Source organism: Marinobacter sp. 1-3A (genome assembly GCF_016597775.1).
Taxonomy (GTDB): domain Bacteria; phylum Pseudomonadota; class Gammaproteobacteria; order Pseudomonadales; family Oleiphilaceae; genus Marinobacter; species Marinobacter xiaoshiensis.
This window is the reverse complement of sequence record NZ_VCGZ01000007.1, coordinates 139,551-157,502: the sequence shown is the minus strand read 5'-3', so window position 1 is coordinate 157,502 and position 17,952 is coordinate 139,551. Positions and strand designations below refer to the sequence as shown.

The window sequence follows — 17,952 nt, the reverse complement described above, 5'->3', positions numbered from 1 at the left end:
ATGACTTCAAACCCTCCCCAATCCGATTATTTATCGGCCATATTCTCGGCAGCTCGTGCCGCGCACTTAACCGACCCAATGCCTTCTGCTGAGTTACGCAGGGAGCGCCTGTCCCGGCTTGAAACGGCACTGTTCAAGTATGAACCGGAGTTGGTGGCGGCCATGAACACGGACTTCCGCCACCGTTCGGAGTCCGATTCAGGCATTTTTGACATTACTATTCCGCTCGGCGACATTCGGCGCAATCGCCGCTCCGTAAAACGCTGGATGAAACCGCGAAAAGTCGGCGTACCGCTGCAACTGAAACCTGCACGCGGTCGCATCATCCCTCAGGCCAAAGGCGTGGTGGGCGTTATATCGCCCTGGAACTTCCCTGTTTATCTGGCCGTTGCCCCCATTGCTGCGGCCTTGGCAGCGGGCAATCGCGTGATGCTGAAGCCATCGGAATTGACGCCAAAAACGTCCGAAGTAATGGCAAAAATGATCGCCGACATGTTTGATCCAACTGAAGTCTCGGTGTGCATCGGCGGCGTTGAACTATCTCAGGAATTTTCCAACTTGCCATTTGATCACCTGTTTTTCACCGGCTCTACCCGGGTAGGACGGGAAGTGGCAATGGCGGCTGCGCGAAATCTGACACCCGTTACGCTAGAGCTTGGCGGAAAATCTCCGGCTATCATTGGTGAACACGCCAGCCTCGACTATTCAGCACGCAGAATTGCGTTCGGGAAAGTAGCCAATGCCGGGCAGATCTGTGTTGCTCCGGATTATGTATTGTTGCCACGGAATCAACTGAAAGCCTTTGCGACGGCAATGGAAACTGCGGTGCACAGCTTTTTTCCGGAGGGCCCGCAAAGCCCGGACTACACCGGGATCGTTAATGACAATCACCTTAACCGCCTGCGCGATCTGGTGGCTGATGCCAAAGCAGCTGGTGCTGAAGTGCGGGAGCTTTTACCCAAAAACACTGAGCATGCGAAAGGCAAAATGACCCCAACGCTGGTGCTGAACCCGCCCAAAGACAGCCGAATAATGCGTGAGGAAATCTTCGGCCCAGTGCTGCCGTTGATCACCTATGACTCTCCCGAGGAAGCCCGGGACTTCGTAAACTCTCGCCCGTCGCCACTCGCGCTGTATGTATTTTCAGACGGCCGCCAAGAACGGGACTTCTGGCTCAATGGCACTTTGTCTGGCGGGGCCTGCGTCAACGAAACCGCATTCCATGTGGTTGCAGACACCATGCCGTTTGGCGGTGTTGGTGAAAGTGGGATGGGGTCCTATCACGGCAAAGCCGGATTTGATCAGCTGAGCCATCTCAAATCGGTACTGATACAGCCCAAGCTTAACGGCGCATTTGCCTTCAATCCGCCAGCCGGTGGTTTTAACAAGTTCGTAGGAAAGGTACTGCGGAAGATCGTGTGATCTCACTGCTGTCAGACGGCCTCTGAGGAGGCCGTCAAAATCTCAAGCGCCTCACGGGCATCATTCTTGGCATCCTGCTGGGGCACTCCGCACGCAGCCAATACCATCAAGCTTAACGCCTCAGTCGACTCTCTCCAGCTTTTTTGCCCCTCAACGACCAGTGTCATGAACCCGTATGTGGACCCAGCAAGCAATTGCAGATAGTAAACTGCCTGGTCTTTCGCTAGCGGCAACTGCCCTTCCTCGACAGCTCGGCGCAAAACCTCGTAGGGCAGATTGCTCCAGATGTCCCTGAGCCGCCCAATATAAGGCGCAAACCGGATAAGAAAACGCCCATGCTCTGGCAGCTCATGGGCGTATCTCAGGAAGAGCCCAAGGAGCACACTCAAAGCAACTCTTGGCTTATCAACAGTGCTTATTAACTCTCGGGCCTCGTCCTCAAACCTGCTACAGACTTGCTCGGTCACCATGGGGAACAGATTGGTTACATCATCAAAATTATTGTAGATGGTTCCACGGGCGATTTTAGCTGTTCGCGACAAATCGCTGACCGATATGCTCTGCTCACCTGTATCGGCAAAATGCCGGAGGGCAGTATCGAGAATATGTCGCTGTACGCCGGTCATTGAACATTAGCCTTGAAAGTGAATTCTGCCTCCTGATCAGATCGTTCGGAGACCAGCAAGGCAACCGTGATAATGATGTACGAAGGGATGAACTGACCTGTGATTATCAGGCATTTGGCAGGATTACTGCAAGCTTTCTCAACGACTTGACGCCGCGCCGCCAACTGGCGCAGCGCAACGCAAAGAGCTGGCGGGAACCCACCGCCGGGTTCGGCCTGGCAGCCGAACCCGGTGATAGCGAACACAGGCTACCTGAGACAGCGATCACCCAAACTGAACACCGCTGGTGATCTCTGGTACATCTCTTCCAAACAGCGTGTGCAGCTGGGTTCGCTGTGCTTTAATGCCGTTCCGAATCAGGCGCTCACGGCCACCTGGCAACAGTCTGTGGCCGGTTGTCCATACGGCGTTCAACGGCGCAAACACAGCCGGATACCAAGGCATAGCCGTTCTCGGCAAACCGAGTGCGTCCATTCCTTTTCCACCAACAAACAGCCTTGTCATGCTCAAATGAACCTGGCGCTCCCAGTGGCCCCGGAGCTTGCCAAAGCTCGGGTAACGTCTGCCAAGCGGCTCGTCCATCAGTGAGCGACCAAGCTTGCGACTGTTCTCGTCCCCCGTAGCCTGGCTAATAACATTCTGGTAAAGGGCGACTCTGCCTTCCTGCTCGGACTTACACAGCAGCCATTCATAAACTCCCATGAGCCAACCGATGTAACGCCATAAATGCATGACATCTTCTGCATCCTGGCGACTGATAAGAGTGCCCATCAGTTTCTGACCAAAGAGGAAGGATACGGAAAACGCCAGATAGGTTGCTTGCATGTCAAGCTGGTTAACCGGAAGCCCCCACATGGACGTATCCCACTCGGGATTTTCCAGAAGTTGCTCACGAACCATGGCGTGAATCAAGCGAACCCGTAAAGTTGTCTTGAAGCCTTCAGCGCCAGGCTTCATCCCCCCCGGAGTCGAGCAGTCCAGCCACCATTTGGCAGTCTCCGCAACCCGACGCGATACGCCCTTCTCCAGTGCGCCAGTCATGATCAACGTCTGGTTGATACCCCGGGCCTGATAACCCGCCATCAACCCCAGATCGCGCAATACACGCATGCCCGTTTGTCCGGAAATAGAGGAGGCCCGAGCGCCTCTTTCCAGCCGATCCCAATCCACCCACTCGGGGGGCTGTTTAACCGCATCAAAGAATGCACGCAACTGCGGAGCCAGACCCTTCTGATCGAAATCTCCCGAGTCCACGATTTTCTTGAACTGAGCAAAAGCCTTACCGCCGCCCTCGCCCCGAACGTACTTTGCCAGATCATCTGCAACCGGATCGCCAACCATCAGGGCCTCCCCCATGCGCTGCCATTGTTGCTCATCGGGGACCGCAGCCTTGCGATCATGGATCAACCAAAGCAGCGGCTTGGCAATTCTCTCAGCTTCGGCTCTGTCCGTGCCGTGCCGTGATGGCACTTTTTGAAGATCCATAACTCAGCTTCCCCTGTTATCAATTGTTTTTGGTACGCCCCAGTACCAGACTACCAGCCCTCAATGTGTTTTGGTACTATCAAGTACCAAAATTAATCTTACTTCGCAAAATACCCCGAAGCGGCGAAGCTCCTGAGCTGGACAAAATATAATGAAGGCTGAAACCAGTTACCGTATCCGGCTACTTGATGGCCTTGCGCAAGCCCTTGAAAAAAAACGTTATCGAGAGATTACTCTGGCAGATATCGCCGCCGCTGCCCGGGTATCACGACGCACGTTCTATGAACACTTCCAGAACAAAGACGATTGCCTGCTTGCACTAGCCGATCACACAAGCAAGGGCATGATGGTGGCGGTTCTCGAGGCCAGCTCGACCACAAAAGTCTGGTCCGTACTGGTAAGGGATATCACTCAGGCCTACCTGTTTTTTATAGAGTCCAAGCCCCATTTGATGCGGGCTCTTTATATAGATCTCGCGGCACTGGGGGAGTCAGGGGTTCAAATGCGGCGCAAGGTAGCAGAGCAATTCGCCGTGTTCCTGCAGAAACAAGTTGAGCAGCAACGTGCCCACGACAGCACGCTGCAATCGCTGAGCCTGCTAATGAGCATGGCGCTGGTGGCGGGAATAAACGAGCTTATTCTCTATGAGCTCACTGAAAAAGATAATGGCTCACTGATGGCGCTTGCGCCCACGGCGGAGGAATTGATTCACCGTGTAGCGACAGGACAGCAATAAAGGGGGAAGCTCCGCAAAGCCGCCCCCCCCGGGTGGACATCACTCTATATTCTGCACCTGCTCAAAGAATGCAAATTACTTATTTAATAAAAACAAGTAGTTAAAAATCATTTTCGGTAGATCAGCAGCAGTTACTACCCACTTCACTACCCAGAGACAAAACCTTTAGGTCTGAGTAGACCTCACATTACCGCCACTGATTATAAACTGGGATAGATGGGAAACTGGGAATCACTGACTGTTTTCCGGTTTCCAGACGCCATTCTTGACTAGGAAGTCCTCCAGCGTCTCTCCAGGAACACTCGGCCCAATATTACTTTCCAGTTTTGCCATACCAGCGCTGATGAATCGTTTGATGAGCTGTTCCGGTGTCAGGTCCAACTCTCTGGCAATCGCTTCAAGCCGATCAGGCAGCGTCTCCCTGCTTTGGAAAGTAATGGTGTAGGTACTCATGCCCGCGCCTCGCGCCAGAAAAATTCTGCTGATAAGTCTACCAGTTGGCTATACGGGTGTAGACACGCTGATAGAGGGCAAGTTTGTACCGACAGTACAACCTATTGATTATATTAGTTATTTTTAGATTTTCCTCTTGCATATTTGAAACTTCGTGCGAGTATTCTAGAAAACGCAGGAGTTCAAAATGATCAAGTTGAAGACCATTAGTTTTGTTGTAATTACAGCCGCGCTCGCAGGTTGCGCTGCTACGCCTCGACACTATGACGACGAATCATCCCGCGCACTCAACCTGGCCCGTGCTGGGGGTATCTACGATCAAGACTTACGGGACTCACCAGACGGCACACGCTCTTATCGCAAGGGCCTATTGATGAGTGCTCTTAATCTGGCCAGTCTGGCCACCTCATTAGATGCGCCGCTTCGTCACCTTAGCGGCACCCAGACACTGCTATTCAACGCCACCGACATCATGATGTCCCCGGATAAGCCATCGGCACGACCCAGCCTGATGGGCTGGATGCCGGAGTCATTGGCGGCGAACGAGGATGCAGCCTACGACCGTTATGTCGCCATCGTGGATGAAGCCATCACTCAGGCCGCCGAATCGTTGGCAATTACGGCGACGAAACTTACAGACGTGAAGACGCCAGAGATTGAAGGGCATCCGCTCATGCTGTGGTCAGTAAAAGCGGAGCGATATGGCTGCAGCGACGATAACTGCATCATCGCCTACAACATCCAGCAGCCGAATCACTGGAAGACGCCCGACTACGTCATCGGTGGCGAAGCAGCCAGTCACAACATTACTGCCAACCATCCGAAGGAGTACTCACGCCTGATATTCCGGCAGTCGGGGCAAGAGCCCGCCTTTCCATCAGGTGAATTCTATGGCGCTGTCAGCGCCGCCATGCCCTCCTGGATGGTGATGTACTTTCCACCGAACACGGTGATTCAGGATGGGGAACCCGTCCCCTACCCGGTGTTGTACGAACAGGGCAACCAACTGTTGTTCAAGGAGCCACAGTCATGAGCGACTGGCACGATGAGCTTGAATTTGCACTGTTGCAGCTTGAGGAAGCCAGAGTCGATAGCGACTACATGACGTATGTGATCAGTAAGATTCTGGACGAGCATGGCACTTTCCATCAATGCCGGATCGGATACGCCGAGGACCGCCTGAGCGGCATGATCACTTTTCCCCACTGCTGGATTGAACTCGAACAAGGCTGGTGTATCGATTTGCGGCTCAGGCAGTGGCTGGGCGATGAAGACGACTTTCCTCACGGTGTATTCCAGCCATCCGATTATCCAAGGGTGCGATACCAGGGCACGGCGTTGCTGGCCCCACATTTTGATCCGGAAGACCTGATGGCGATGACAAACGATACCTACAGCAATGTGAAACTAACGTGGCTGGCTGAGCAGACCTTGCATTTTCTCAGGTATTGATAGTATCGAAGTAAACAACTATTGGGGACTATGGTCATGATGAAAATGACAAGAATCGTGTCGGTTGGGCTTCTCGTTGTAGGCATTGTAGAAATTGCCTTTATGGGCGCGGGTGCACGGCTTTACGGCTGGTATCTATTGCTCGCGCTCTGGGTGATGGCACTTTTCATCCGCTTTATCCTGGCAGGAGTTGATGCTTTTAAAGCTGTTTTCGCTATGGGACCAGATGGGGCCATTGCCCTACCTGAGTACGAGAAAAAGATGGCGTCGTTTGCTCGAACTAGTAACGGGGAAGATAAAGGTCCAAGCAGTAGGAATACTTTCGGCAACGGAAATCAAAATGGTACTGAGAAGTTCATTGATGACGACATAATCATTCCGATTTATCCGGAGAAGGACCCGTTCGGGGAGCTTTACGGCTTTTGAGGTGGTTCCTTTTCGGTACAGATCAGGAGAACCAGAGGTTCGAACCCGGTAACGGCCGCCAGAACCACCTAAACCAGACCGGCCAGAGAGAACCACTTATAACAGACTGAGGAACCGACGATGTTTATTCGAGCCTACCTTCGGGCATCCACGCAGGAACAGAATGCGGAGCGAGCCCGGGAGTCACTGGTACAGTTCACAGCCAACCACGGTCAGCGCATTGCCGCTTTCTACGTGGAGAACGTGTCCGGCGCTACTTTGCACCGACCCGAGCTGATGAAGCTGATCACAGATTCCGGTGAGGGTGACATTGTGCTGGTCGAACAAATTGATCGGCTGGCTCGCCTCAAACAGAGTGACTGGGACTCCCTCAAGCAAAAGCTGGCCGCCAAACGATTGGCCATTGTCTCGCCGGAATTGCCGACTAGTTGGCTCGCCCTGGAGAAGACAGACAACACCGGCTTTACGGACTCTATTCTTCAGGCAGTCAACGCCATGATGCTCGACATGCTGGCTGCGGTGGCCCGAAAAGACTACGAAGATCGCCGTCGCCGCCAGTTCCAAGGCATCAACAAAGCCAAAACGGAGGGTAAGTATCAAGGGCGGCAGCCAGATCTGAAGCGCAGGCAGCACATCGCCAGCCTTCTGCGCAGCGGCCACAGCCACAGCGAGATCCAGGAAATATTAAGTTGCTCGCGGCACTTGATTGCGTCTGTCGCCAAAGAACAAAGACAGGCCGACGCTGCGGCCTGAAAACAACAAAATGCCCTGGTAGGACAAACAACCATTGGAGATCTGAACATGCTGAACTTATCCGCCACCCTGATTGCATTCCTGAGCTTTGTCGCAGTTGTGCTTTTTATCTGCGTCATGGCCTACCGCAACGCTGACCGCCTGGAAGTGTTCTTAGAGCGCAAGTTCCGGAAAAGAGCAGCTCGCCACAATGGCGGTCCGAAATAAATTGGGGCAAACCGGCGTTCTTGCCCAAATTGGGCAATTAGAGACCCGTGCCTTCCTGTGGCCCCGTGGCAGCATAACCACGAACTCACAACGAGGTAATGCCCACGATGGACAGACAAATGGTGCTCCCCGACTGCTTTCTCGCCTCCTTGGAAGAGCAGGAAAAACTCAGGCAGCAAAGAGAGCAGTTGGGGCTTCCGGCCCTCCGGGTATTGGTAGACGCGGCTCACAGCGGTGGCGGCCAAGGTCGCCATATCCGCCGTTTCCTGCTTGGCCTGTATAACGCCAGTCGCTGGCCGTTCGAGCTGGACCGACTGAGGGCATTGGATACCGAACTGCAACAGGCTGCGTTGCGGGTTCTGGCGCTGGATTGGAATGGCCGGGAGGTTCATACCTATTTGCCAGATGGTGACGCGTTGTTTCAGTCTTGGTGGGAGCGGGAATCGGAAGCCTGACAACCCTCTGCCTGTTGCGCGGTGCCGTGCTCCAGCTCCCTCAGTATCTCATTCGCCCGCCGAAAGGCGCGTAGGACCACTTCCGGCTTTTCCTCCTCGAGAACTTCTTCCAGCGTCTTCGCCATAATCCCTCCTTTCACTCAGATGCCTCAGCCCGCGCTTGTTAAGCTCCAAAAGCCAGAATAATGTGAAAACAACATATAATTATTTATTTTTCAATAACCTGAATGTACCTCAGCATCTTTTTGATGACAACCTGTATCCAAAAACGGTCTGACATGGCACACTTTCTACCATTGTGTGTTTTGCAATGCCTTTATACCTCATTCACTGATAGGTGCGTAGATGGCCAAGGCCAAACTGGAAGACATCAGCCAGGCCCAGAAGGAACGCCTGTTTCATATTGATTTCAAACTCCGTTTCCTCGGTACGGTGTCCCGTGCTGACTTGGCTAGCCGGTTTGGCGTCAAGGCGGCTGCGGCAACCAGAGATTTATCGCTGTATAAGGAGTTGGCGCCTGAGAACCTTGAGTACGACACCAAAGCTAAAATCTATAATCCATCCCAGGAATTCACGCCTCTATTCAGTTGCTCGCAAAGCCAGGTATTAGCCGCGCTTGGCCAGGGCTTGGGAGATGATTATGTTGGCACCCATCGCCCACTGATTACAGCGGAATCTCCCACTCAGCTCAATCCTCCGCAACTTGATGTTCTGGCCACCGTTAGCCAGGCGATTCATCAAAAAAAAGCACTGCATATTCAGTATCGCTCTCTCTCCAGCGGACTAACCAGCCGAGAAATATCGCCTTTTGCGTTGGTGGACAACGGCCTGCGATGGCACGTTCGAGCGTTTGACCGCAAACGGGAGCGCTTTACCGATTTCGTCATTAACCGCATCACCAAGCCTCGCCTGCTAAAAGGCAAACTGCTAGGCAATCACGAAAGCAAAGAAGCTGATATTCAGTGGAACCGCATTGTGGAGATGCACCTGGTCCCTCATCCGCAGCTCAAGCACCCAGAAACCATCGAGCAAGAATACGGTATGCAAAAAGGGATATTGAAGGTGCAGGTCCGCGCTGCCGTTGCTGGCTACGTCCTGCGTCGCTGGAATATCGACTGCTCTGAGAACCACGAACTGAACGGTGCCGAATACCACCTTTGGCTCAAAAATCATCAGACGTTATATGGGGTGGAAAACCTGCTCATTGCGCCCGGCTTTAAGCGAACCACCGACACAGCGACAGGCAGTCATGGAGAAGCTGTACTGACAACCATGGAATGGGGAGACGTTGAATGATCAAACTGGAAGACATCAAAAAAGATGCCCAAATTCGCGGCATACAAGGCAACGAAATTGTCCGGGTGGTACAAACTGAACCGGTCGGTGAGCATGCGCTCACGATCTACTACAAGGACAGCCAGGGCCGCCTGAACGAGCAGATGCTTTTCCGTTCCGACGAAGCACGCCTGGAACTAGCGGAAGCAGGCCGCCACTGGGCCTTTGACGCTCCGGGCGCTGACTTCAAGCTTGGCCTGGAAGCCTATCGCATCACCCAGGCCGCACTGTTCGATCCCATGATGGCCGTGCATACCTCCAACGTCGAGCCGTTGCCGCACCAGATTTCAGCAGTGTATGAGGCCATGCTGCCCCGTCAGCCCCTGCGCTTTGTACTGGCAGACGATCCCGGTGCGGGTAAAACCATCATGGCTGGCTTGCTGATTCGTGAGCTGCTTATGCGTGCGGATGCTAAGCGGATCCTCATCGTTTCTCCTGGCGGGCTCACCGAACAGTGGCAGGACGAACTGCTAGAGAAATTTGGCGTCCAGTTCGAGATTTTCAGTCGCGAAAAACAGGAACAATGTGCCTCCGGCAACTTCTTTGATGAAGCCAACCAGCTTATCTGCCGACTGGACCAGCTTTCCCGCAACGAAGACTTCCAGGAAAAGCTCAAGAATACCGAGTGGGATCTGATCATTGTCGACGAAGCACACAAGCTCTCCGCCAATTATTTTGGCAACAAGGTCAACAAAACCAAGCGGTTCCAACTCGGTGAAATGCTGGGTTCCATAACCCGCCATTTCCTACTGATGACCGCAACGCCCCACAACGGTAAGGAGGAAGACTTCCAGATCTGGCTCTCTCTGCTGGATGGCGACCGCTTCTACGGCAAATTCCGTGAAGGCGCACACAAGGTCGATGTCTCCGACATGATGCGTCGCATGGTCAAGGAAGAGCTGCTCAAGTTCGATGGCACTCCGCTCTTCCCGGAGCGGCGTGCCTATACCGCCAACTATGAGCTGTCCGATGCCGAGGCCGAGCTTTATGCCGAAGTGACCAACTACGTCCGCAACGAAATGAACCGTGCGGACAATCTCGACGGCAAGCGCAAAGGCACAGTTGGCTTCGCTTTGACCATGCTGCAACGTCGTTTGGCGTCAAGCCCCGAGGCTATTTATCAGTCGCTGAAGCGTCGCCGCAAGCGTCTGGAAGCCCGTTTGGACGAAATGAAGCTGGTTGCACGGGGCGAAGGGCTTAAAAAAGCTGGCCAGAATGGTGTGGCGGAAACCCTTGGCGAGTACCAAGTCACGAAGAAAATCGATGTGCCAGACAACATAGACGAGATGGATGAAGAGCTGAGCGCGGAAGAGTACGAACTCATCGCCGATCAAGTCGTAGACCAAGCCACCGCCGCCGAGACCATTCCCGAACTGGAAGCCGAAATCGTCATCCTCAAAGACCTGGAATATCAGGCAATGACCGTGGTGCAGTCTGGCAATGACAAAAAATGGGAAGAGCTCTCCCACCTGCTGCAAGACCGGCCAGAAATGTACACCTCCGGCGGTAACCGCCGCAAGCTCATCATCTTTACCGAACACAAAGACACACTGAATTACCTCGTACAGCGCATCAGTGGATTATTGGGTGACCCCGGTGCCGTGCTCACCATTCATGGCGGTACCAACCGCGACGCCAGGCGCAAAGCGCAGGAAGAGTTCCGCAACAACCCAGACGTGCTGGTATTGGTGGCGACCGATGCTGCCGGTGAAGGCGTGAACCTACAAAACGCCAGCCTTATGGTCAATTACGACCTGCCCTGGAACCCCAACCGGCTGGAACAGCGCTTTGGCCGCATTCACCGAATTGGACAAACCGAAGTCTGCCATCTGTGGAATCTGGTCGCCAATGAAACCCGGGAAGGCGATGTATTTCAGAAGCTGTTCGACAAGCTGGAAATCGAAAAACAGGCCCTGGGCGGCAAGGTCTTCGATATTCTTGGTGAAGCCTTCGAAAACAAATCCCTGAAAGATCTGCTCATCGAGGCGATTCGCTATGGCGAGTCGCCCGAGGTGAAGGACAAGCTCAACCAGGTGATTGACGGAGCACTGGATACCGAGCACCTGAAAGAAATCCTGCGCCGTAATGCCCTCGTCGAGCAGCACATGTCGCTGGAAGACCTTTACGCTGTAAAGGAAGAGATGGAAAAGGCCGAAGCCCGCAAGCTCCAGCCCTACTTCATCCGCGCTTTCTTCACTGAGGCGTTTCAGACACTGAGCGGAGAAATGCGCCCCAGAGAAGCAGGTCGCTACGAGGTCCGCCATGTGCCGGCAGCTATACGTGAGCGGGACCGTATTATTGGCGAGAGCCGTACTCCCGTACTGAAAAAGTACGAAAGAATCTGTTTTGAAAAGCAGCTGGTCCGAGTGCCGGGCAAGCCCATGGCCGATTTAATCCACCCAAGTCATCCGCTGATGCACGCTGCAACGGACCTGATTCTTCAGGCGCACCGCAGCAAACTCAAGCAGGGTGCCGTGCTTGTAGATCCGAACGACGAGAGCACTGAGCCAAAAATTCTGTTTATGGTGGATCACACCATTCGCGAGAGCATGAGCGACGGCGGCGACAAAGACAGCGGTAAGTCCACTGTTGCCTCCCGCCGACTGCAGTTTGTGGCGATTGATCAGCATGGCAATACTACCCATGCCGGCTGGGCGCCTCATCTCGACTTACAGCCCATCGACGACTACGACCACAAGCTGGTTCAAGACATCCTGAACGCCCCCTGGGTCACTGGCAACCTCGAAAGCCTGGCCCTGAATCATGCCTCCCAGCATCTGGTGCCGGAGCACTATCAGGAAGTAAAAACCCGCCGGGAGCGGCAAGCCGACAAAGTGCTGGCCGCCGTACACGAGCGGCTGGTTAAGGAAATCAGCTACTGGTCTGATCGCTACATCAAACTCACCGACGATGTAACCGCAGGCAAACAGCCCCGCATGCAGCCAGAGATGGCCCGCCGCCGGGTGGATGAGCTGACCGAGCGCCTGAACCAGCGCAAGCGGGAACTGGAAGCCATGAAAAGCGTGGTCTCCAGCACCCCGGTCGTAATCGGCGGTGCTTTGGTTATCCCCCAGGGCTTGTTGGCCATGCGCAAGGGCGAAACCACCTTTACCGCCGATGCGCAGGCCCGCGCTCGCATTGAACAGGTGGCCATGAAGGCCGTTACAGATCATGAGCGGGCACTGGGACACACAGTCAAGGATGTCTCAGCCGAGAAATGCGGCTGGGACATTACGGCCAGGCTTCCAGCGAATCCGGACGGCTCGCTACTGCCTGACCGACATATCGAAGTCAAAGGCCGCGCCAAAGGACAAAGCACCATTACTGTCTCGCGCAACGAGATAATCTACGGCCTCAACCAAGCGGACAAGTTCTGGCTCGCTATCGTTATCGTTGACGGCAACAGCCACGAAGGCCCGTTTTACGTGCAGAATCCCTTTACAACCGAACCGGATTTTGGCGTGCCTTCGGTGAATTACGAACTCAAATACCTGCTATCCAAGACGATCACAGGAGATAACCCTCAATGATTACCCAGCAAGAACTCATTGCCCTTATGGCAGATCTGGAAAGTGATCGTATTGAGCGCACCGAATCAACGAACAAAACCGACAAGTTCTGTCAGGCCGTTTGCGCTTTCGCAAATGACCTGCCAAACCACAAGCAGCCCGGCTACCTGGTCATCGGTGTGGATAAGCACGGCCAACCCACTGGCATTGACGTCACTGAGCAATTGTTGGAAAAGCTGGGTGCTCTACGTTCAGATGGCAATATCCAGCCACTACCCGTCATTAGTGTGGCAAAAATTTATCTCGATAGCGGCGACGTGGCCGTGGTGGAAGTTCAGCCTTCAGACCTCCCACCGCTCCGCTACAAGGGCCAGGTGTGGATTAGAGTTGGTCCCCGTAAAGCCACCGCCAGCGAGCAGGAAGAGCGAATACTTACGGAAAAGAGAATTTCCAAGGCTCGCAGCTACGATGCCAGCCCCGTTGGTGAGGCTAACCTTGACGATTTATCCCTGGCTCAGTTTCAGGCATACCGTCAGGAAGTCGTGGATGCTGAAGTGATTGCCGCAAACCATCGGTCCGTTGACGACCAATTAGCCTCTCTGCGGTTTTTCGACAATCGGAACCATGTGCCGACTGTATCGGGGCTGCTACTGTTTGGTAAAAACCCCCGCTATTACCTCCCTGGCGCATATATTCAATACTTAAAACTCCCCGGAGATTCACTTACCGACCGTCCAGATGATCAGGCAGAGATTTCCGGCGATCTATTGGGCGTACTACGTGAACTGGATGCTCGTATCAAAGCAAACAACCAGACGTGGCTGGAGCAGACCTCCGCCTTGCGCGAGAAGAACGTCTCGGATTATCCCGATGTCGCCATCCGTGAAATTTTGCTTAATGCCGTCATGCACCGGGATTACCAATCCAACACTCCCATCAAACTCTACTGGTTCACCGATCGCATCGAAATTCATAGTCCTGGCGGTCTATATGGTGAGGTCACACCAGACACACTAGAGCGCCGGAGCAGCTACCGAAACCCGGTGTTGGCCGAAGCGATGAAAGCCCTGGGCTACGTTAACCGTTATGGCTACGGCATACAGCGCGCCAAATCCGCCATGGAGAAAAACGGCAGTGACCCTATCCACTTTGAAATGGACGACAGAACCTTTTTGGCCGTATTGCCGGGGAGAGCCACATGAAAACCATAGCCTTCTTTAACAACAAAGGTGGCGTCGGCAAAACATCGCTGGTTTACCACCTTGCCTGGATGTATGCCGACAGAGGCATACGCACACTGGCTATTGACCTGGACCCACAAGCCAACTTGAGTGCCATGTTTCTGGATGAAGAGCGGCTTGCTGAGTTATGGGAAAATGGCGAACCCTCCACTCTCTATGACAGCCTTCTTCCACTGATGAACCGCACCGGGGATATCGTACCGCCCCACGTCGAAAAAATTGAAGAAAAGCTCGGCCTGGTGTGCGGAAATCTTGCGCTATCCCGCTTTGAAGACTTGCTCTCCGAGAACTGGCCAAAGTGCCTTGATGGTCAGGAGGCGGCCTTCCGTGTCATCACGGCGTTCCATCGCATCATTGAACTAGCCACTCAGAACATGCAGGCCGAATTGGTTCTGATTGACGTTGGCCCTAACCTGGGTGCCATCAACCGCTCAGCATTGATTGCCTCTGAGCAAGTCGTGCTTCCCCTTGCCCCGGATCTATTCTCCCTGCAAGGTTTGAAAAACCTTGGCCCAACCTTGCGCGACTGGCGCAAAGGCTGGCAAAAACGGTTAGGCGAGCTGCCTGATACCGCAGGTATTTCGATGCCATCGGGAAAAATGATGCCTTCAGGCTATGTTGTTATGCAACACGGCATTCGCGATAACCGCCCCGTTAAAGCTTATATGCGCTGGATGGATCGAATTCCGTCCGTTTACCGGGAGGCTGTCTTGAATGAACAACCGACAGAGACGCCTTCTGTCGCAGATGACCCATTTAATCTCGCGCAACTCAAACACTACCGCAGCCTCATGCCGCTCGCCATGGAAGCCAACAAACCCATGTTCTTCCTGAAGCCTGCTGATGGCGCTATCGGTGCCCATGTGGAGGCGGTGAGAAGCTGCTATCAGGACTTTTTCAAACTGGCTCAACAGGTAGCCAGCCATGCCGGAATTCAGGTGTCTTAATGCCGCAAATTAAATCCCCCAAAAAGCTTATCGAAGTGGCGCTGCCCCTGGACGACATTAACGTCGCCGCCGCTCGCGAGAAATCCATCCGCCACGGCCACCCCAGCACTCTGCACCTGTGGTGGGCGCGCCGGCCTTTAGCTGCTGCGCGGGCGGTGTTGTTTGCACAATTGGTGAATGACCCCGGCTATCAGCGCGAGTTGGGTTATGGGGTGAACAAAAAAGAGGCGGAGATCAAGCGGGAGAAGCTGTTCCAGATCATCCGTGATCTGGTGAAGTGGGAAAACACCAACAACGAAGATGTGCTTGGCCGTGCTCGGAAAGCCATCTGGGAGAGCTGGCGGGAAACTTGCCACCTGAACCGCCATCATCCGCAGGCGGGCGATCTATTTGATCCAGAGAAACTACCCGCCTTCCATGATCCCTTTGCCGGTGGTGGTGCCATTCCGCTGGAAGCCCAGCGCCTGGGGCTGGAAAGCTATGCCAGCGACCTGAATCCGGTCGCGGTGATGATCAACAAAGCCATGATCGAAACCCCGCCCAAATTTGCAGGCCAAGCGCCAGTTGGTCCGCTGCCGGACGGCGAAAATCAGCAGAACATGATGGAAGACTGGGCCGGTGCCAAGGGCCTGGCTGAAGACGTGCGCCGCTATGGCCACTGGATGCGCGAAGAGGCCTTTAAGCGCATTGGGCACCTCTATCCCAAGGTCAAGATCACCTCGGAGATGGTCGCCGAGCGGCCCGATCTGAAGCAGTACAAAAGTCAGGAACTGACCGTAATTGCCTGGCTTTGGGCCAGGACCGTCAAAAGCCCTAACCCGGCGTATCGTCATGTAGAGGTGCCACTGGCTTCCAGTTTTGTGCTGTCCAGCAAAAAGGGCAAAGAGGCTTATGTGGAACCGGTTGTCGATGGCGATCAGTACCGATTTGAAATCAAGATTGGTGCTCCACCTGCAGAGGCAAAGCAAGGAACCAAAGCAGCGAGAGGGGCGAACTTCACCTGTTTGATGTCAGGTACACCGATTTCAGGCCCGCATATCAAGGGTGAGGGTGAAGCGGGCCGCTTAGGGGCTCGCTTGATGGCTGTTGTAGCCGAAGGCAAGCGCGGGCGCGTTTATTTATCGCCAGCTCAAGAGGCGGAGACAATCGCGAAAAGCGCTAATCCAGAGTGGAAGCCGGAAACCAGCTTGCCGGACGACCCAAGAAACTTTTGGACCATCCCGTACGGGCTGAGAACCTATGGTGATCTCTTCACCCCCCGCCAACTGGTGGCGTTGACCACTTTCTCCGATCTGGTGCAGGAAGCCCGCGAAAAAGCCATTGTCGATGCTAAAGCAGCCGGCCTGCCGGATGACGGCCAAGGCCTGGCCCAAGGCGGCTCAGGGGCTACGGCTTATGGGGAGGCGGTTGCTACTTACGTTACATTTGCAATTAATAAAATGGCTGACCGAGGATCAACTATATGTTCGTGGGATTCATCCAGGAGTAGTACTCGAAACACGTTTGGCCGTCAGGCAATACCAATGACGTGGGATTTTGCTGAGCCGAACCCCTTGTCTCACTCTACCGGAAACTTTATCGGAGGTATTGATTGGTCTTTTGATGTCGTGAGGTCAATGCAGGCTCAAACTGAAGGGTTTGCTTTGCAGCAGGATGCAGCAGCTCAAAATATCAGTCAGGCAAAGGTGATTTCATCAGACCCCCCCTATTATGACAACATCGGCTATGCAGACTTGTCCGATTTTTTCTATGTCTGGATGCGTCGTTCGTTAAGAAACATTTATCCGTCTCTGTTCGGCACTATGGCCGTTCCTAAGGCAGAAGAACTGGTCGCTACGCCCTATCGTCATGGCAGTAAAGAGAAAGCCGAAACCTTCTTTATGGATGGCATGACGCGCGCTATCCATAATCTGGCTGTGCAGGCGCATCCCGCCTTTCCAGTGTCGATCTATTACGCCTTTAAGCAGTCCGAAACCAAGGAAGGCAGTACGACCAGCACGGGTTGGGTAACCTTCCTAGAAGCCGTCATTCAGGCCGGTTTTTCGATCGACGGCACTTGGCCCATGCGTACTGAAATGGCCAACCGTATGATTGGCTCAGGAACCAACGCGCTGGCCTCCTCCATTGTTTTGGTCTGCCGCAAACGTGAAACCAACGCGGAGTCTATCTCTCGCCGTGACTTCCAGCGCCAACTACGGGAAGAGATGCCGGAAGCGTTGGAAACCATGATCGGTGGCCAAACCGGTCAAACACCCATCGCCCCGGTGGACTTGGCCCAGGCCGCTATCGGCCCCGGCATGGCCATCTACTCTAAGTACGAAGCAGTGCTCAACCAAGACGGGACCCGTATGAGCGTTCACGATGCCCTGGTACTGATCAACCGCGCCATCACCGAGTACCTAAGCCCGAATTCCGGCAGTTTCGATGCCGATACTCAGTTCTGCTCCAGTTGGTTTGAGCAGCACGGTTGGAGCCATGGCCAGTTCGGCGAAGCGGATACCCTCGCCCGTGCCAAGGGCACCAGCGTGGATGGCGTCAAAGCCGCTGGTGTAGCCGAATCTGGGGGCGGCAAAGTACGTCTACTGAAATGGTCCGAGTACGAATCCGACTGGGACCCCACAAAGGACGCCAGAACGCCCGTGTGGGAAGCCTGCCATCAAATGATCCGCCGTCTGAACAACCAAGGCGAATCCGCTGCCGGTGAATTGCTGGCCAAAATGCCGGAAAAAGGCGAAGCCATCCGCCAACTGGCCTACCACCTTTATACCCTGTGCGAGCGCAAGAAGTGGGCCGAAGAAGCCCGCGCCTACAACGAACTGATCGGCTCCTGGCACGCCATCGTCGCCGCCTCCCATGATGTGGGGCACAAAAATGAACAGCGCGGTCTGGACTTTTGAGGAGGTAT

16 protein-coding genes are annotated in these 17,952 nt (G+C 54.2%); 13 read left to right on the top strand and 3 right to left on the bottom strand.

Annotation, left to right across the window (positions count from 1 at the left end):
- Window positions 1-1,422, top strand: a complete 1,422-nt coding sequence (locus tag FE848_RS12665; protein ID WP_200203510.1) for a coniferyl aldehyde dehydrogenase — start codon at window positions 1-3, stop codon at window positions 1,420-1,422.
- A gap of 11 nt (window positions 1,423-1,433) precedes the next feature.
- Here FE848_RS12665 and FE848_RS12660 read toward each other — a convergent pair whose 3' ends face one another.
- Both FE848_RS12660 and FE848_RS12655 read right to left on the bottom strand, forming a co-directional pair.
- Window positions 1,434-2,048: a TetR/AcrR family transcriptional regulator gene (locus FE848_RS12660; protein WP_200203508.1), complete on the bottom strand. Its 615-nt coding sequence runs from the start codon at window positions 2,046-2,048 to the stop codon at window positions 1,434-1,436.
- A 264-nt stretch (window positions 2,049-2,312) separates the two neighbouring features.
- A complete protein-coding gene (locus FE848_RS12655; RefSeq protein WP_200203506.1) occupies window positions 2,313-3,533 on the bottom strand; it encodes an oxygenase MpaB family protein in 1,221 nt (406 codons plus the stop codon).
- Window positions 3,534-3,684: 151 nt separating this feature from the next.
- Here FE848_RS12655 and FE848_RS12650 point away from each other — a divergent pair, with 151 nt between their 5' ends.
- Complete coding sequence (locus tag FE848_RS12650) at window positions 3,685-4,269, top strand: TetR/AcrR family transcriptional regulator (RefSeq protein ID WP_200203504.1); 585 nt, start codon at window positions 3,685-3,687, stop codon at window positions 4,267-4,269.
- A gap of 231 nt (window positions 4,270-4,500) precedes the next feature.
- On the opposite strand, the gene FE848_RS12645 is transcribed toward FE848_RS12650, so the two are convergent.
- The gene (locus tag FE848_RS12645) at window positions 4,501-4,722 is read right to left on the bottom strand and encodes a hypothetical protein (RefSeq protein ID WP_182173134.1); all 222 of its coding nucleotides are present in this window, start codon (window positions 4,720-4,722) and stop codon (window positions 4,501-4,503) included.
- Window positions 4,723-4,909: 187 nt separating this feature from the next.
- On the opposite strand from FE848_RS12645, the gene FE848_RS12640 reads away from it, so the two are divergent.
- The 11 genes from FE848_RS12640 to FE848_RS12590 all read left to right on the top strand — a co-directional run bounded on the left by FE848_RS12640 (window position 4,910) and on the right by FE848_RS12590 (window position 17,944).
- Complete coding sequence (locus tag FE848_RS12640) at window positions 4,910-5,755, top strand: hypothetical protein (protein WP_200203502.1); 846 nt, start codon at window positions 4,910-4,912, stop codon at window positions 5,753-5,755.
- The gene (locus FE848_RS12635; RefSeq protein WP_200203500.1) at window positions 5,752-6,174 is read left to right on the top strand and encodes a hypothetical protein; all 423 of its coding nucleotides are present in this window, start codon (window positions 5,752-5,754) and stop codon (window positions 6,172-6,174) included. The genes FE848_RS12640 and FE848_RS12635 overlap by 4 nt, the downstream gene beginning before the upstream one ends.
- A gap of 36 nt (window positions 6,175-6,210) precedes the next feature.
- Window positions 6,211-6,600 carry a hypothetical protein gene (locus FE848_RS12630; protein WP_200203498.1) on the top strand — a complete coding sequence of 130 codons (390 nt, stop codon included), beginning with the start codon at window positions 6,211-6,213 and terminating at the stop codon, window positions 6,598-6,600.
- Between the two features lie 120 nt (window positions 6,601-6,720).
- Window positions 6,721-7,353: a recombinase family protein gene (locus tag FE848_RS12625; RefSeq protein ID WP_200203496.1), complete on the top strand. Its 633-nt coding sequence runs from the start codon at window positions 6,721-6,723 to the stop codon at window positions 7,351-7,353.
- 48 nt (window positions 7,354-7,401) lie between these two features.
- Entirely contained in the window at window positions 7,402-7,560 is a 159-nt protein-coding gene (locus FE848_RS12620; RefSeq protein WP_182173120.1) for a hypothetical protein, read from the top strand.
- A gap of 107 nt (window positions 7,561-7,667) precedes the next feature.
- Window positions 7,668-8,015, top strand: a complete 348-nt coding sequence (locus tag FE848_RS12615) for a hypothetical protein (RefSeq protein WP_200203494.1) — start codon at window positions 7,668-7,670, stop codon at window positions 8,013-8,015.
- 345 nt (window positions 8,016-8,360) lie between these two features.
- Entirely contained in the window at window positions 8,361-9,311 is a 951-nt protein-coding gene (locus FE848_RS12610; protein WP_200203492.1) for a helix-turn-helix transcriptional regulator, read from the top strand.
- Window positions 9,308-12,880 (top strand): helicase-related protein, encoded by a 3,573-nt coding sequence (locus tag FE848_RS12605; protein WP_200203489.1) that lies wholly within the window; start codon window positions 9,308-9,310, stop codon window positions 12,878-12,880. Before FE848_RS12610 ends, FE848_RS12605 begins: the two co-directional genes overlap by 4 nt.
- Window positions 12,877-14,061: an ATP-binding protein gene (locus FE848_RS12600; protein WP_200203487.1), complete on the top strand. Its 1,185-nt coding sequence runs from the start codon at window positions 12,877-12,879 to the stop codon at window positions 14,059-14,061. The genes FE848_RS12605 and FE848_RS12600 overlap by 4 nt, the downstream gene beginning before the upstream one ends.
- Complete coding sequence (locus FE848_RS12595; RefSeq protein WP_200203485.1) at window positions 14,058-15,047, top strand: ParA family protein; 990 nt, start codon at window positions 14,058-14,060, stop codon at window positions 15,045-15,047. The genes FE848_RS12600 and FE848_RS12595 overlap by 4 nt, the downstream gene beginning before the upstream one ends.
- Window positions 15,047-17,944: a DUF1156 domain-containing protein gene (locus tag FE848_RS12590; RefSeq protein WP_200203483.1), complete on the top strand. Its 2,898-nt coding sequence runs from the start codon at window positions 15,047-15,049 to the stop codon at window positions 17,942-17,944. Before FE848_RS12595 ends, FE848_RS12590 begins: the two co-directional genes overlap by 1 nt.
- The last annotated feature ends 8 nt before the right edge of the window (window positions 17,945-17,952 follow it).

Bases quoted from the DNA above. Each gene is read 5' to 3' on its own strand.
- FE848_RS12665 (WP_200203510.1), top strand. From the start codon at position 1: ATGACTTCAAACCCTCCCCAATCCGATTATTTATCGGCCATATTCTCG.
- FE848_RS12660 (WP_200203508.1), bottom strand. From the start codon at position 2,048: ATGACCGGCGTACAGCGACATATTCTCGATACTGCCCTCCGGCATTTT.
- FE848_RS12655 (WP_200203506.1), bottom strand. From the start codon at position 3,533: ATGGATCTTCAAAAAGTGCCATCACGGCACGGCACGGACAGAGCCGAA.
- FE848_RS12650 (WP_200203504.1), top strand. From the start codon at position 3,685: ATGAAGGCTGAAACCAGTTACCGTATCCGGCTACTTGATGGCCTTGCG.
- FE848_RS12645 (WP_182173134.1), bottom strand. From the start codon at position 4,722: ATGAGTACCTACACCATTACTTTCCAAAGCAGGGAGACGCTGCCTGAT.
- FE848_RS12640 (WP_200203502.1), top strand. From the start codon at position 4,910: ATGATCAAGTTGAAGACCATTAGTTTTGTTGTAATTACAGCCGCGCTC.
- FE848_RS12635 (WP_200203500.1), top strand. From the start codon at position 5,752: ATGAGCGACTGGCACGATGAGCTTGAATTTGCACTGTTGCAGCTTGAG.
- FE848_RS12630 (WP_200203498.1), top strand. From the start codon at position 6,211: ATGATGAAAATGACAAGAATCGTGTCGGTTGGGCTTCTCGTTGTAGGC.
- FE848_RS12625 (WP_200203496.1), top strand. From the start codon at position 6,721: ATGTTTATTCGAGCCTACCTTCGGGCATCCACGCAGGAACAGAATGCG.
- FE848_RS12620 (WP_182173120.1), top strand. From the start codon at position 7,402: ATGCTGAACTTATCCGCCACCCTGATTGCATTCCTGAGCTTTGTCGCA.
- FE848_RS12615 (WP_200203494.1), top strand. From the start codon at position 7,668: ATGGACAGACAAATGGTGCTCCCCGACTGCTTTCTCGCCTCCTTGGAA.
- FE848_RS12610 (WP_200203492.1), top strand. From the start codon at position 8,361: ATGGCCAAGGCCAAACTGGAAGACATCAGCCAGGCCCAGAAGGAACGC.
- FE848_RS12605 (WP_200203489.1), top strand. From the start codon at position 9,308: ATGATCAAACTGGAAGACATCAAAAAAGATGCCCAAATTCGCGGCATA.
- FE848_RS12600 (WP_200203487.1), top strand. From the start codon at position 12,877: ATGATTACCCAGCAAGAACTCATTGCCCTTATGGCAGATCTGGAAAGT.
- FE848_RS12595 (WP_200203485.1), top strand. From the start codon at position 14,058: ATGAAAACCATAGCCTTCTTTAACAACAAAGGTGGCGTCGGCAAAACA.
- FE848_RS12590 (WP_200203483.1), top strand. From the start codon at position 15,047: ATGCCGCAAATTAAATCCCCCAAAAAGCTTATCGAAGTGGCGCTGCCC.